Annotated in this window: 16 protein-coding genes; 8 read left to right on the top strand and 8 right to left on the bottom strand. The window is 64.2% G+C overall.

Annotated elements, in window-relative coordinates; genetic code table 11:
* Positions 1-352: 352 nt before the first annotated feature.
* On the bottom strand, positions 353-1,612 hold the full coding sequence (locus tag YQ44_RS13385) for a PepSY-associated TM helix domain-containing protein (RefSeq protein ID WP_071326482.1): 1,260 nt from the start codon (positions 1,610-1,612) through the stop codon (positions 353-355).
* A 238-nt stretch (positions 1,613-1,850) separates the two neighbouring features.
* Between YQ44_RS13385 and YQ44_RS13380 the strand changes: the two genes are divergently transcribed.
* The 6 genes from YQ44_RS13380 (at position 1,851) to YQ44_RS13355 (ending at position 6,562) form a co-directional block, all read left to right on the top strand.
* On the top strand, positions 1,851-2,681 hold the full coding sequence (locus tag YQ44_RS13380) for an alpha/beta fold hydrolase (RefSeq protein WP_071323796.1): 831 nt from the start codon (positions 1,851-1,853) through the stop codon (positions 2,679-2,681).
* Between the two features lie 11 nt (positions 2,682-2,692).
* Positions 2,693-4,228: a hybrid sensor histidine kinase/response regulator gene (locus tag YQ44_RS13375; protein WP_156894824.1), complete on the top strand. Its 1,536-nt coding sequence runs from the start codon at positions 2,693-2,695 to the stop codon at positions 4,226-4,228.
* A gap of 43 nt (positions 4,229-4,271) precedes the next feature.
* Positions 4,272-4,793, top strand: a complete 522-nt coding sequence (locus tag YQ44_RS13370) for a hypothetical protein (protein WP_071323794.1) — start codon at positions 4,272-4,274, stop codon at positions 4,791-4,793.
* Between the two features lie 20 nt (positions 4,794-4,813).
* The gene (locus YQ44_RS13365) at positions 4,814-5,218 is read left to right on the top strand and encodes a hypothetical protein (protein ID WP_156894823.1); all 405 of its coding nucleotides are present in this window, start codon (positions 4,814-4,816) and stop codon (positions 5,216-5,218) included.
* Between the two features lie 66 nt (positions 5,219-5,284).
* The gene (locus YQ44_RS13360; RefSeq protein ID WP_071323792.1) at positions 5,285-5,983 is read left to right on the top strand and encodes an aspartate/glutamate racemase family protein; all 699 of its coding nucleotides are present in this window, start codon (positions 5,285-5,287) and stop codon (positions 5,981-5,983) included.
* An 87-nt stretch (positions 5,984-6,070) separates the two neighbouring features.
* Positions 6,071-6,562, top strand: coding sequence for an HAD family hydrolase (locus YQ44_RS13355; protein ID WP_083411829.1), 492 nt, complete (start codon positions 6,071-6,073; stop codon positions 6,560-6,562).
* A 24-nt stretch (positions 6,563-6,586) separates the two neighbouring features.
* Here the strand turns inward: YQ44_RS13355 and YQ44_RS13350 are convergent, their stop codons facing one another.
* The 3 genes from YQ44_RS13350 to YQ44_RS13340 form a co-directional block, all read right to left on the bottom strand.
* Positions 6,587-7,804, bottom strand: coding sequence for an MFS transporter (locus YQ44_RS13350; RefSeq protein ID WP_083411828.1), 1,218 nt, complete (start codon positions 7,802-7,804; stop codon positions 6,587-6,589).
* 308 nt (positions 7,805-8,112) lie between these two features.
* The gene (locus YQ44_RS13345; RefSeq protein WP_071323790.1) at positions 8,113-8,541 is read right to left on the bottom strand and encodes an SRPBCC family protein; all 429 of its coding nucleotides are present in this window, start codon (positions 8,539-8,541) and stop codon (positions 8,113-8,115) included.
* Positions 8,542-8,566: 25 nt separating this feature from the next.
* A complete protein-coding gene (locus tag YQ44_RS13340) occupies positions 8,567-9,583 on the bottom strand; it encodes an aldo/keto reductase (RefSeq protein ID WP_071323789.1) in 1,017 nt (338 codons plus the stop codon).
* A 102-nt stretch (positions 9,584-9,685) separates the two neighbouring features.
* Here YQ44_RS13340 and YQ44_RS13335 point away from each other — a divergent pair, with 102 nt between their 5' ends.
* The gene (locus YQ44_RS13335) at positions 9,686-10,588 is read left to right on the top strand and encodes a LysR family transcriptional regulator (RefSeq protein ID WP_071323788.1); all 903 of its coding nucleotides are present in this window, start codon (positions 9,686-9,688) and stop codon (positions 10,586-10,588) included.
* On the opposite strand, the gene YQ44_RS13330 is transcribed toward YQ44_RS13335, so the two are convergent.
* The 3 genes from YQ44_RS13330 to YQ44_RS13320 form a co-directional block, all read right to left on the bottom strand.
* Complete coding sequence (locus YQ44_RS13330) at positions 10,585-11,058, bottom strand: DUF6328 family protein (protein WP_071323787.1); 474 nt, start codon at positions 11,056-11,058, stop codon at positions 10,585-10,587. The two genes, YQ44_RS13335 and YQ44_RS13330, sit on opposite strands and share 4 nt — an antisense overlap.
* Before the next feature lie 73 nt (positions 11,059-11,131).
* Positions 11,132-11,860: a hypothetical protein gene (locus YQ44_RS13325; protein WP_071323786.1), complete on the bottom strand. Its 729-nt coding sequence runs from the start codon at positions 11,858-11,860 to the stop codon at positions 11,132-11,134.
* 110 nt (positions 11,861-11,970) lie between these two features.
* Positions 11,971-12,183, bottom strand: a complete 213-nt coding sequence (locus YQ44_RS13320) for a hypothetical protein (RefSeq protein ID WP_034751103.1) — start codon at positions 12,181-12,183, stop codon at positions 11,971-11,973.
* A gap of 295 nt (positions 12,184-12,478) precedes the next feature.
* On the opposite strand from YQ44_RS13320, the gene YQ44_RS13315 reads away from it, so the two are divergent.
* Entirely contained in the window at positions 12,479-12,865 is a 387-nt protein-coding gene (locus YQ44_RS13315) for a YidB family protein (RefSeq protein WP_198043932.1), read from the top strand.
* 177 nt (positions 12,866-13,042) lie between these two features.
* On the opposite strand, the gene YQ44_RS13310 is transcribed toward YQ44_RS13315, so the two are convergent.
* Positions 13,043-14,158, bottom strand: coding sequence for a LacI family DNA-binding transcriptional regulator (locus YQ44_RS13310; RefSeq protein WP_083411827.1), 1,116 nt, complete (start codon positions 14,156-14,158; stop codon positions 13,043-13,045).
* Positions 14,159-14,309: the final 151 nt, after the last annotated feature.

The raw sequence follows: 14,309 nt of genomic DNA, 5'->3' as shown, positions 1-14,309 counted from the left end.
TGCGAATACGTGATGGCGCATAGGTCTCTCTGAAAAGGGGCGGAAAGCGTTGCTGGCGGCAGAAATAGCAGACGCGTGGCGCTATAAATGCAATTGAGTTGCAATAATAGCTGGCACCCAATGTTAATGCAAGTTAACTGCGTTTGAGGGTGCTGCGCGGGGAATGGTCAGTTGTCTGGATGACGGACGCACAGCAGCCGGCATGTGCCAGCTACCGTGTAGCAAAGTGCAGAGGTGCGATGGTCTTGCCCGTCGCGGGCGTATGCATGCCGGTGGCAAGCTGTGGCGGCACGGGCTGGCGCGCGGGAGAGGGCCAGCCCGTTTGTGCCCTGATGAAGTTGCTGTTTCAGGCTCAGGCGGGTTTTACGGCCTTCTTCGCCTGCAGCCGGCGCGAGCGCCGCTTGCGTTCCCAGATGACGATGCCCGTCACCGACAGCATCGCCACCATCACGCCCATGAAGGACATCATGATGCGCCCCGGCATGCCGAGGATGCGGCCCGAGTGCAGCGGGAATTGCAGTTGCACGAAGACGTCGGCGGCCGTGCCTTCCCAGGGCTTGTGCTGGCCGATGATGGTGCCGTCCATGCCATCGACGTACAGGTTCGACAGGCCCATGCCGGCCGTGCCGAATTCGTCGGCCGGGTCGAAGAAGGAGACGTTGTAGAACGAATAATTGCCGCCGTAATAAATGCCGCCGATAGGGGTGGTGATGCCGCGCTGCACGGCTTGTTTTTTGGCAATGTCTACCGCCTGCTCGAAGCCGATGGCGGGCTCGATATACGTGCCGTACGGTGCCGGCGTCTGCGTTTCATACGGACCCGGCGTGGTGGTCGAGACGAGCGACATGACGGGGTAAAACACTTCGCGGTACAGGTTCAGCGAGAACGACGTGAATGCGACGACGATGAGGATGATCCATACCCACAGGCCGCCCGCGCGGTGCAGATCGAAGTTGAGCTTGTAGCCGCCGGCCGCCCAGCGCACCACCCACGACGGTTTCCAGCGCTGCCACCAGCCGGCGGCGTCGCGGTGGCGCGGCGCCTCGTCGTGCGCGCGCGGGCGCAAACGGCGCGGCGTGGTCAGGTACAACGCCACCATGCTGTCGAGCAGCCAGATCAGGGCCACGCTGCCCATCAGCCAGTAGCCCCAGCGGTCCGTGCCCCAGAAGGCGGGCACATGCAGGCTGTAGTGCAGATGGCGCAGGAAGGGCATCAGGCTGCGGCGCGACAGGGAAATGGCGGTCGAGTCGCGCGTGCCCGTGATCTGCGCCGTGACGGGGTCGATGTAGACGGTGTTGTAGTCGAGCACGAACGGTTTGTTGGTGGCCGGATCCGTCAGCGGACGCACCATGAAGGCCGCGGCGTGGCCTTCTTCCAGTCCCAGGGTCATGTAATTGACTTGCGCGCGCGGGTCGGCGGCAGCGACTTTTTGCGCCAGCGCAAACGGCTGCTGCAGGGGGCCACGGCCCGGCGTTTCCATGATGTCCGCATTGAGCCATTCGTCGAGTTCGTGGTCCCACGAGGTGATGGCGCCCGTCAGTCCGGCAACGATGAGGAAGAGGGCGATGGTCAGGCCGGCCCAGCGGTGTATGACAGTCCAGAAAGCGCGCATGCGGTACAAACCTTCAAAATAAAACCGGCTTGTTGCCGCCAGCGGGCGCCATCGCGGCGCACAGAGTTACACCGGACGCAGGTCCGGCAGTTTGATAATGGGAATCGTTCTCATTATCCGCCTGAGCGCCCCGTTTGTCCAGCAGCGATGCTGCTGGCCTTGCATAAAATGCGCATGCTAAGATACTAGCAAGATGCTAACTTACATTCCACATGGAAATATTCAAGGCTGAACCGGCATGCGCATAGAAGATCGTCACAATGTCCGCGTCAGCGAGGCCACGCAGGCGCCACAAGCGGGCGCGGCAGCCACCATGGTATTCATGCATGGCTTTGGCTGCGACCAGACCATGTGGCGTTACCTGGAACCGCTGTTCCGCCCGCGCTACCGCACCGTGCTGTTCGACCTGCTCGGCAGTGGCGCGTCCGACCTCGGCGCCTATGATTTCGATAGCTATGCCCGGCTCGACGCCCATGGCGCCGATCTGCGCCGGGTCATCCATGCCGTCGGCGGCGGCCCCGTCATTTGCGTCGGCCATTCCGTCAGCGCCATGAGCGCCTTGCTGGCCAGTATCGCCGAACCGCCGCTGTTTGCCGCACAAGTCATGCTGGCGCCATCGCCATGCTACATCGACGATGAGGCGGCCGGCTACCGTGGCGGCTTCAGCCGCGCCGATATCGACGACTTGCTCAATGCCATGGACAGCAATTACCTGGGCTGGTCCGCCGGCATGGCGCCCGCCATCATGGGGGCGCCGGGGCAGCCCGCGCTGGGCGACGACCTGGCGCGCAGCTTTTGCCGCACCGATCCCGCCATCGCCCGGCATTTCGCGCAAGCGACCTTTCTGTCCGACCACCGCGCCGTCTTGCCGCGCAACAGCACGCCGGCCCTGGTCGTGCAATGCAGCGACGACTTCATCGCGCCGCCGTCCGTGGGACATTACCTGCGCGAGATGTTGCCGCTCAGCAGCCTGCAAGTGGTCGAGAATGTGGGCCATTGCCCGCATATGAGTGCGCCTGACGCCAGCTACCGCGCCATCCGCCACTTTCTCGACGGACTGCACCTGTGATGCGCGACGCCATGCCTTCCTTGCCTGACGCCCATACCCTGTTCCAGCATGCCGCCTGCGGCTTGCTGCTGTGCAGCAGCGACGGCACCATCGTGCAGGCGAACGCCACCTTTTGCGGCTGGCTCGGCTATGGCGCAGGGGAATTGATCGGAAAAAAGAAACTGCAGGACTTGCTGACCATCGGCGGGCGCGTGTTCCACCAGACGCACTGGCTGCCGCTGATGCAGGTGCAGGGCAGCGTCTCGGAAGTGCTGCTCGACATGCGCCAGCGCCAGGGGCAAGCCATCCCCATGCTGTTCAACGCCGTGCGGCGCGTGCACGACGGCGTGCGCTATGACGAGATCGCCGTCTTTGTCGCCAGTGACCGCCGCAAATACGAGCAGCAACTGCAACTGGCGCGCACCGAGGCTGGCGTGCTCAACGAGCAGCTGGCGGCCGCCGACCGGCGCAAGGACGAGTTCCTCGCGACCCTGGCGCACGAGCTGCGCAACCCGCTGGCGCCGATGCGCAACGTGCTGGAAGTATTGCGGCTGGCGCAGCTGGACGATCCGCAACTGTGCTGGGCGCGCGACGTGCTGGGGCGCCAGGTGGGCCACATGACGCACCTGGTCGATGACTTGATGGAAGTGTCGCGCATCACGCGCGGCCGCCTGGAATTGCGCCGCGACAGCGTGGAACTGGCGCCCGTGGTGGAGGCGGCGCTGCACAGCGTGGCGGGCCTGGTCGCGCAGTCCGGCCACAGCGTGCACGTGGAGCAATGGCCGCAAGCCATCTGGCTCGACGCCGACGCCACGCGCCTGGGCCAGATGATCGCCAACCTGCTGACCAACGCCGTCAAGTACACGCCGCCGGGCGGCGCGATCTGGCTGGCCGTCGGCTGCACGGCCAGCGAGGTGCGCATCAGCGTGCGCGACGCGGGCATCGGCATTGCGCCCGAGCACCTGGAAACCGTCTTCGACATGTTTTCCCAGCTGGAGCCGGCCCTGTCGCGCGCCCAGGGCGGCCTGGGCATCGGCCTCTCGCTGGTGCGCGGCCTGGCCGAATTGCACGGCGGCAGTGTCAGCGCGCACAGCGATGGCGTGGGGCAGGGCAGCACGTTCGAGTTGCGCCTGCCGCTGCCCGCCGTGCCGCTGGCGCCGCCGCCTCCTGTCGACCGGCGCCTGCTGGCCGGCACGCGCGAAGGCAAGGTACTCGTCATCGACGACAGCGCCGATGCCGCCGAGAGCCTGGCGCTGGCGCTCGACATCCTCGGCTACGCAGTGCAGACGGCTTACGACGGCGCGGCCGGCATGGCGACCGCGCAAACGTTTCTGCCGCAAGTCATCCTGCTCGACATCGGCCTGCCGCACATGAATGGCTACGAGGTGGCGCGCCTGCTGCGCTCCCAGCCGTGCGGTCGAGATGCCATCCTCGTCGCCGTGACAGGCTGGGGCCAGGACAAGGACCGCAAGATGGCCTCCGACGCGGGGTTTGACTTGCACCTGACCAAGCCCGTGGACTTCTATGAGCTCGATGCGGTGTTGCAAAAGATGCTGAATCTCGCGTAAGGCCGGACTCGGCATGGCCGTCACTGCACTCGAATGAAAAAACATGGAACAACTGACAGAACTTGAAATTGCCGCTTTCCAGCTCAGCATGGGCTTTGCCCAGGCTGACCGCTGCGTGGACTGGGCCGTGCAGCGCCTGGGCCTGGGCCAGGAAGGCGACGACCTGGAGATCGTGCTGCTGGCCAGCGCAAGGGGGGCCGGCGAAGTGCTGCCGCTGGCCGAGGCGATCATCGAGCGCTACCGGGGTGCCGGGCGGCTGAATGCGCAATTTCTGGCGGGCAAATACATCGCCGAACTGCGCGACGCCTACCTGGCGGGCCGGGAAAGCGTGCAGTCACTCGATGCCATATTGACCCGCTTGTATCCGGCGCTGGGCTATCCCGACTGGCTGGTCATGCTGAGCCGCAATTGCGAGTATGCGACGGACGTGCAGAACTTCGAGCAGCCGTTCGAGGAGGAGTTTCACTATATCGCCAGCCTGTGGGCGCAGGCGGAGAGCCTGGCCGCCTTTGCACGCGCATATCGCCGCGAGACGTCGGACCGGCATGACGCAACCGGCACGTGATCGTGCCGCATGACTGCAACATGAAAAAAATCGATATCTTTGTCTGTTCCGACGCCGGGATGCGCGCATGTGCCAGCTGGGAGGAGGCCGTCGATTCCTTTCCCGTCACCGGCATCACCTTGCCCGGCGAACTCGATTTTGCGTCGCTGGGGCAATTGCTGACCCGCTCGGCGGCACCTGCCATCCGGCACGTACCTATCCCGGGACGCGAACTTTACGTGTTCAACGCCGCGATTGCGCTGGCGTTCGAGCGGATGACGGCCGACAACCTGGCCGATATCGCCGTAGCATGGGCGCAGACCGCGCCGTGGGCCGGCCTGGAGGTCAATCCCGTCGACCTGGCCGGATTCCTGCTGGAATTGCAATCGAAATGGCAGCAGTGCGCCACGCCGGACAAGGCCTTGTTCCTGTGGCTGGACGCTTGATGGGCAGCGCATGACCCGCGCTGGCCGCCGTATAATTTGCGCAACTCATCTCGCAGGGGAAACAAGGTGCAAGACAAGACGATAGGGCTCATCGGCGGCATCGGCTGGGCCTCGACGCTGGAATACTACCGGCTCATCAATGAAATGCTGGTGGCGCGCATCGGGCCCGCGCACAGCGCCCGCATCCTGCTGGTCAGTATCGACCAGGCCGATTTCGTCGCGCATGCGGCGCAAGCGGACTCCCACGCCATCGAGCAATTCCTGATTGGCGAAGGACGGCGCTTGCAAGGCATGGGCGCGGATTTCTTCCTGCTGTGCGCGAATGGCGCGCACCGCTTTGCGCCGGCCATCGTGCCGCGGATCGGCTTGCCGTTCATCAGCATCGTCGAGGAAACGGCGAAAACAGTGCGACAGTCGGGCCTGCGTACGGTGGGCTTGCTGGGTGTCAAGCAGACGATGGCAGGCAGTTTTTATCACCAGGCGCTGGAGCAGCTGGGCATCGCCACGGTGACGCCCGATGCGGACGACCAGGACATCCTCCACGACATTATCTACACGGAACTGGTGCAGAATATCTTTACCGACGCCAGCCGGAAAATCTTCCTGGACGTCATCGAGAAATTGCGGCTGCAGGGCGCGCAGGGCGTGATACTGGGCTGTACGGAGATACCGCTGCTGATCCGGCAGGGCGATGTGGATGTGCCGCTATTTAATACGACGGCCATTCATTGCGAGGCGGCGGTGGCGTTTGCCCTGGCCAGCTGAGCTGGCGCTGGCATCGTAGTAGCACGTCGATATACATTCACAGGTGGAGGCAGGCGAAGTCGCTGCCGCCGCGATGCAAGGCAAATTATGACAAGAAAACTGTTGATTTTTGACTTAGATGAAACCCTGGTGCACGCCAGTCCTATGGCACTGCCGCACGCGGCAGATTTATTGTATCCACCATATTTTGTCTACCAACGTCCATTTATCGAAGAATTGCTGGATGCTACTCGAGCACTGTATGACTTTGCCGTATGGTCCTCGGCTTCGCGCAATTATGTCGATGCAGTGGTGGGGCAGGTATTTGGCGTGCAGAACGAACTCAAGTTCGCCTGGGCCGTGGAGCGCTGCGTGCAGCGCGTGGATGTGGTGGCGAACAGTTATGTGTACATAAAGGACCTGCGCAAAGTGCAAGGCCAAGGCTATGCCGTCGAGCACATCACCATGCTGGATGACTCGCCCGAGAAAATCGCGCGCCAGCCACGCAATCATTTGCGGATCAGCCCCTATCTAGGCCAGTCGGATGACCGCGCCTTGCTGGGAATCATCGACGATCTGATATGCCGAGCGGCAGCCTGATCAGGCCGCCGCCCGCTTAACTCATCAGGCCGGCTGTACGCCGCCCAGGTTGCGGCTGCGATTTTCCACCAGCACGGAAATGCCGAGCACGACGATGCCGCCGCAGGCCAGCATGGCGCCGACCCAGCCGGTCGAGCGCAAGCCCATGCCCATGGCGATGGCGATGCCGCCGGCCCAGGCGCCCAGCGCGTTGGCGATGTTGAAGGCGGAATGGTTGAGGGCGGCGGCCACGGTTTGCGCGTCGCCGGCCACGTCCATCAAGCGCGTCTGCACGGCCGGGGCGACGGCGATGCCGGCGCCGATGGCGAACAGGTTGATCGCCGTCAACCACACATTGCTGCTGGTATAGGTGAAGGCGGCCAGCGCGGCCACGTTCCACAGCAGCACGCCGAAGATGGTCCACAGGCGCGAGCGGTCGGCCAGCCAGCCGCCGATCAGATTACCCACCGTCATGCCGATACCGATGATGGCCAGCAAGATGGAAATGACGAGGGGCGAGACTTTCGTGATTTCCAGCAAGGTTGGCGTGATGAAGGTGTAGACGGCGAACATGCCGCCGAAGCCGATCGCCACCATCAGCAGGGTCAGCCACACTTGCAGGCGGCGGAACACGCCCAGTTCGCGGCGCGGGCTCGAGTCGCCGGCGGCGACCATGGGCACGAAGATGCGCACCATCAGCATGGTCAGCAGGCCCAGCGCGGCGACCAGCAAAAAGGCCGAGCGCCAGCCCAGGGTCTGGCCGATGTAGGTGGCCAGCGGCACGCCGAAGATATTTGCCACGGTCAAGCCCATCAGGACGCGCGCGACGGCCTGGCCCCGCTTGTCCGGTTCGGCCAGCGCGGCCGCCACCAGCGCCGCCACGCCGAAATAGGCGCCGTGCGGGATGCCGGCGACGAAACGGGCGACGACCAGCAAGCCGTAGTTGGGCGCGATGGCGCTAAGCAAGTTGCCGCCAGCGAACATCAGCATCAGACAGATCAGCATCAGCCGGCGCGGCATGCGCGCCAGGAAGATCGTGATCAGGGGCGCGCCGATGACCACGCCCAGCGCGTAGGCGCTGATCATGTGGCTCATCTGCGGCAAGGTGGTGCCCAGGTCGTCCGCCACCACGGGCAGGATGCTCATGGAGGCGAATTCGCCCGTGCCGATGGCGAGGCCGCCGATGGCCAGGGCCAGGTCGGCGTAACCGGCGCCAAAAGGCGCGGTGACGCGCGGAATCAGGGGATCTACGGATGCGTGCATGTTCTTATTGGTAGGGTAACGGTGGAACCGGGTGAAGTAGCGTGCTGTGGCTCAGCCGCAGGGATGGCAATGCGCCACCGGATGCGAAGTGAAGAAAGGCAAGGAGCAGGAAACCGCCCGGCATTTCGGGCTGGAATAGCTGCCCACAGACAATATTGTAAAAGATTCGGGCAAGTTCTGCCGGCGGCCGGCCAAAATATGCTGCACTGCACACGCTATCGCTTGTCCTTGTTGTTAACGATAACACGGAAAACGCCGGATTCCGCCACAGAGGCGGTGAAGAAAGTCGCTCTGTGGCGGAATTGCCGCTAGTTGCCGGATGACTTGCGCAACGATTGCTGCAGCGCTTCCAGGCCGGCCGCATAAATGCCGTGGAACAGCTCCGTCACTTCCTGCTCGCTCACGCCGACGGGCGTAAAGCGGCCCGACCAGGTGACCCTGGCGCCATCGCCGCCGGCAAGTGCTTCCACTTGCAAGGTCGATAAGTAATCGCTGGCGGGAAACGGCGCCTGCAGGATGGAATAGCTGTAGCTGCGCGCCGCATTGTCGTACGCTTCCAGCTGCTCGACGATGACGTCGCCGGCCGGGTTGGCCAGGTGGCGGATGCGGCCACCCTCACTGAGGGTGCTGCTGGGAATGTAGGGCAGCCAGTCGGGCAGCGAATTGAAGCCGCCTATCAGTTGCCATACTTGCGCCGGCGTGGCGGCAATGTCGATCGAGGTGGTGGTATGTGCCATGATGAGTTCCTTGTGTCTGTATTAATTAGATGGCGTCGCCTGGCAGCGGGGCGAAGGCCGACACCAGCTGTTCGGCGCGCATGTCCTGCCAGAAGGCGGCGGGGATGACGCTGGTCAATGCCGCCAGGTCTTCGGCCAGGCGTTCCGGGCGGCTGGCGCCGGGGATCACGGCGGCCACGGCCGGGTTGGCCAGCGAGAATTGCAGGGCGGCCGCCTTCACGCTGACGCCATGGCGGGCGGCGATGGCCTTGATACGTTCCACTTTGGCGATGATCGCGGGCGAGGCCTTCTGGTATTCGAAATGCGCGCCGCCGGCCAGGATGCCCGAGCTGTAGGGGCCGCCGGCGACGATGTCGACGTTTTGCGCTGCCGCGGCCGGCATCAGACGCTGCAGCGCCCGTTCATGGTCGAGCAGGGTGTAGCGCCCGGCCAGCAGGAAGGCATCGGGCTGCGCTTCGGCCAGGCCCAGGGTCAGTTCCAGCGGTTCCACCTTGTTCACGCCCACGCCCCAGGCCTTGATCACGCCTTCTTCGCGCAAGCGGGTCAGCGCGCGGAAGGCGCCCGTGCGGGCAATCTCGAACTGCGCCAGCCAGTTGTCGCCGTGGAAATCCTGCGCGATGTCGTGCACCCAGACGATGTCGAGGCGGTCCGTGTCCAGGCGCTTCAAGCTGTCTTCGATCGAGCGCAGGGTGGCGTCGGCCGAGTAATCGTCGACGATCTTGTTCTTGCGGCCGAATTCGAACAAGCCGCCTTTTTCGCCCAGTTCGCGGGCAGCCGGGTCTTCCAGTTCGTCGAGGATGAGGCGGCCGACCTTGGTGCTCAAGACATAATCGTCGCGGCGGCGCTGTTTCAGGGCCGCGCCCAGGCGCAGCTCGGCCAGGCCGGCGCCGTAGAACGGGGCCGTGTCGAAGTAGCGGATGCCGCTGTCCCAGGCCGCGTCGACGGTGGCCAGCGCCTCGGCTTCAGGAATGTTGCGGAACATATTGCCCAGCGGCGCCGTGCCGAAACCCAGTTTGCCTGTCAGTAAGTGTTTGATTGTCATGGTGTTTTCTTTCAATGTGTGGAGGAGTAGAGACAGAATAGCTGGACAAGTTAAGCCTGTCCAAGACATAATTGGCGTAACTTGAGTCCTGTAAGGTCTGACATGCTTGATATCCGCCAGTTGCAATACTTCATCGCCGTCGCCGAGGAAGAACACGTGGGGCGCGCCGCCGAGCGCCTGCATATTTCCCAATCCCCGTTGAGCCGGCAGATCGCCCAGCTCGAAGACAAGCTGGGCCTGACCCTGTTCGAGCGCAGCGCCCAGCGCATCCGTTTGACGCGCGACGGTCACACCTTCCTGGCCGAAGCGCGCGCCTTCATTACGCACGGCAACCGCCTGGAAGCGCTGGCGAAACGGCTGGGGCGCGGCGATGAAGGGGGCCTGTGCATCGGCTATATCGAGAACGCCATGCATGCGGGCGTCTTGCCGGACGGCCTGCGCGCCTTGCGCGCCACGCGGCCGCAAGTGCACATCGCCCTGTACAACCTGCATTCGGCCGAGCAGATCGAAGGCTTGCGCCAGCGCAGCCTCGACATCGCCCTGCTGTGCGAACCGCCACTGCCGAATGACCCCGACCTCGATTGCGCGCAGGTGCTGAGCGACCCCATGCTGCTGGCCTTGCCGGAGACGCATCCGCTGGCGGCCAAGGCCGAGCTGACCCCCGTCGACCTGGCGGGCCAGGAATGGATTGCCGTGCTGCACAAGGAAAGCGCGTTGAAACACGATAATTTCGTCGCCGCCTGCGCGCGCGCCGGCTTCACGCCCGATATCCGCCTGGAAGCGACGGAACCGCTGACGGCGCTGGGCCTGGTGGCGGCCGGGCTGGGCATGGCCATGATCCAGCACAGCCTGCGCCAGCACGCGCCGGCCGGCGTCGTCGTGCGCGCCTTGCCATGGTTCAGCTATCGCACGCCGCTGTGGCTGGCCTGGCACAAGGTCAACCTGCGCCCGCTGGTGGGAATTTTCCGCGCAACCTTGCTGGAACAGGCGGGCGTAGCCGCCTAGATTTTCCTGGCGTGCTTCAAATGCAGGGGCAGCCACCACCACATGCAGAGGATGAGTGAACCCATCAGCGCGCAGGCGACGATGCCGGCGATGTGGCCGAAGACTTCCGAGATCACCAGGTTCGTGCCCAGGATAAACGCCAGCGCCAGCGACAACGCCCCGGCCATCATGATGCGGTCGGCCACGCGCTTGAAGCGTTCGCGGTCTTGCAGCGGGCGCATCACGCGGTGCTGGATGGCTGGCGCGCTGAGCAGCACCAGGCTGGTCATGGAAAGGAAAAACGTCAGCAGGAAGACGATCTTTTCCGCCTGCACGATCTTGGCGAAGCCGCCATTGAATGGCAGGATGATGAGGAAGGCCGTCAGCATCTGCGCACCGGGCAGGAGGATGCGCAATTCGCTGAGCAGATCGGACAAATCGCCTGCGTCGCCTGACTGGCCGTCCTCGTCCTGGTGTTGCGCGTGTGGCATGGGGCTGTCCTCGTGGTGGTGATGCGGCCAGTCTACGCGCTGGCGCCAGCCCTGACTGTGGCCAAGCGCACCTTCAGAAGCATTGCGCGATGCGTGCGGGCGCGCGTCTGGCGTATTCGCGCAAGCGCCACAGGGGCGTCGAAACGATGGCGCCGGGGCTGTGCGTGGCGTCGTGGCCGCAGTGGCCGCACGTATGGCGGCGGTGCGGCGCCAGCGCGAAATCGCCCAGGTCCAGGTGCGGGTGGCCGCAGCGGGCGCAGTCGCTGCAGCCGAGCGGCACGCCGGCTTGCAGCGCGGCGGCGAAGGCGTGCGCGGCCGGCGGCGTGATGTTCAGCTGCACGATGTCGGGGTGAAACAGGCCGGGCAGGGTGCGGCAATCGATGGCCAGGGCCGGCACGTCGCGGCTGAGCAGGGCGCCGCCGGCATCGGCGCGGGCGCGCAGCTGCAGCAGGCCTGTCGCAGCCTGGCGCACGGTGATGGCGTGAAACTGGCTGGTGTCGAACAGTTCCGGATACAGCACATAGCCCATGGGGCTGGCGTGCTGGCGGCAGCGCAGCTGCCGCGTCGCCTGCAAGCCGTCGACGTCCGCCCGCGTGCCCCAGTAGCATTGATGGGTGCGGCACCAGTGGCGCGCGGCGCCGTTGCGAAACTTGCCGGCGGGTTGCACATCGCACAGGACGATGGCGTCCAGGCCCGCGCCGGCGCGGAAGTGGCCCGTGATGTGCTGTGTCGTCATGGCAAGATGGCCCGTGCTCGCCTGCAATGGCCAGCAGATGCCGGGCAGCGTCAATGGCGTCGCCAAGCGCGCCTCCGCGTGGCTATCGGCTTGCCAGCCGCTGGTGCGCCAAAATGAAAAAGCCCGCCGACGGAGGCGGGCTGTGCTGACGGGTATGCCTCGGGCATGTCCCTGTCTTATTCTTCCGTATCGGCGAGGGTGACGATGGCGCGCGCCCATTTCGAGTATTTCAGGTTCGCCAGGTCGCGCACGGTCTTGATATTGAAGGCCTGCTTGAGCAGCTCCGCATCCTTCTCGCTCACGCCTTGCAGCGCATCGACGGGCGCATCGGCGATTTCCTTGAACGTCTTTTTCTCGTAGGCCTTGTCTACCGCTTTATTGATGTTCATCTCTTGATACTCCTCAGTAAGTAGGAAAATTAATTCTACACGTTTTTGTGAACCGTCAATTTACGCTTGCAAGTTGTGCCGAAGTAAATATGATGGAGGTGGGCGAACTTGTAGTCGAGCCTGTTTTTGGCTTCCTGTTAAATTGTAATTATAGCATTTTTATTATTCATAGTATAATGGTTGTGTGTGTCGGAGAATGAGTGCCGGCCTTGACGAATGCCGCAATCACGCGGCACTAATGGATAGCGTTCAGGAGAATACGATGAGTTTGCTAGATCAACTTGCAGGACAGGCGATGAGCGCTTTGGGCAACAAGGGCACGGATGGCGACGCGCAATCGGGACTGCTGGGTAGCGTGATGGACCTGGTCAACCAGCATGGCGGCTTGCCCGGCCTGCTGCAGAAATTCCAGGAAAGCGGCCTCGGCGATCAAGTGGCCAGCTGGATCGGCACCGGCGCGAACGCGCCCGTGTCCGGCGAACAGATCAAGGATGCACTGGGCAGCGACACGGTCACGCAAATCGCGGAAAAAGCCGGCGTCGCCCCGGACGCCGCCCTCGGCGGCCTGGCGGCCCTGCTGCCGCAGCTGATCGACAAGCTGACGCCGGATGGACAGGTACCGGAAGGCAATGACCTCGTCAGCCAGGGTTTGAACATGCTGAAGGGCAAGATCTTCGGTTGATCGTTTGGTGGTGGAAGTGAAAAAACCTCGCATTCGTGCGAGGTTTTTTTATGCCTCCGAGAACGAGGACGGCTGAAAAATGCCCCGGGCGGGGCGCCGCCCCGACGACAGTACGCGAGTACGGCGCAAGACCAGCGTAGACCCGGCAACAACGCCACAGGCGTTTTCTCAGGCGTTCTAGGCGGCGGCCATCATGCCGAGGCGCTGTGCCATGTAGGCCGGCTCGCAAGTCAGCCGTGCCGTACTGCCTTCCACCAGATACGAGCAATAGCGGCGCCGCTCGGCGAGGCCGCCGCGCCGCTCCATCAGTTCGCCCAGCATGGCGACGGCGTCGGCGGCCATCTTTTGCACGGGCTGGCGCAAGGTGGTGATGTCATAGCTGAGCCAGCCGGATGCTTCCAGCGCGTCGAAGCCGGCCACGGACATCTGCAGCGGCACCTGGATGCCCATCTGGTGGCGCGCCGTGTCCAGGCAGCCGATGGCCATGATGTCGTTGCCGCAAATGACGGCATCGGGCACGCGGCCCAGGCGGTCGATGACCTTGCGCAAGCCGCGCCCGCCGCTGGCGTAGTCGTAGTTGCCGCTGACGACGATGGGGGCGGGCAAGCCCAGGCTCAGCAGGCGGTCCAGCACGCCGGCCTTGCGTTCCTGCGCCACGGCCGAATCGCCGGGGCCGTCGATGATGGCGAACTGGCGGTGGCCCGCCTCGGCCAGGCGCGACACGAGCAGGCGCGCCGCCTCGGCCTGGTCGCACAGCACGGCATGTACGGCGTGCTCGCGCGGGCTGCGGTTGAACAGCACCAGCGGCACGTCGCGGCGGCCGAACTCGACCAGCTGCTCGTCCGACAGGCTGGCGGCCACGACGGCGCCGTCGACCTGGTATTGCCAGACGTCGCCGAGGACCTTGCCGATGTCGGCCTCGCGCTCCAGGGTAAACAGCAGCAGGCGCTTGCCCAGGCGCGCGATTTGCTGGCTCAGCTCGGACAGCACTTGCGGATAGTAGAGGTTGGCCAGGTTGGAAGTGATGACCGCCACCAGGTTCGAGCGGCGCGTGATCAGGCTGCGCGCGGCCGCGTTGGGAATGTAGTCGAGGGTGATGGCCGCCTGCATGACCTTGGCGTGCGTGGCGGGCGAGACGCTGGCGCCCGGTTTGAAGCAACGCGACACGGCCGACTGCGAGACGCCGGCCAGCAGGGCCACGTCATACGAGGTGACGCGCCGTCCGGCACCGGGCACGTTGCGAGTGACGGGGGCCGCGCCGGGGTTCCTGGCTACAGTATTCTTTTTTCGCATAGCGGTCTGGCAAGCAACCTGTCTCAAAGTATTCCTGCAGGCCCGGCCACTTGTGGCGGCCAGGACGGGAAAGCTGAGCATAGCGTAAAAGATTGCCTTATGGCAAGACTGTTTTCTTATTCATGTTGCAAAAAATATGACTGATTGGCAA

Origin of the sequence: Janthinobacterium sp. 1_2014MBL_MicDiv, from assembly GCF_001865675.1 — a bacterium.
Classification (GTDB): domain Bacteria; phylum Pseudomonadota; class Gammaproteobacteria; order Burkholderiales; family Burkholderiaceae_D; genus Janthinobacterium.
Note: the sequence above shows the minus strand (reverse complement) of the source record. Positions and strands in the feature narration are given on the sequence as shown.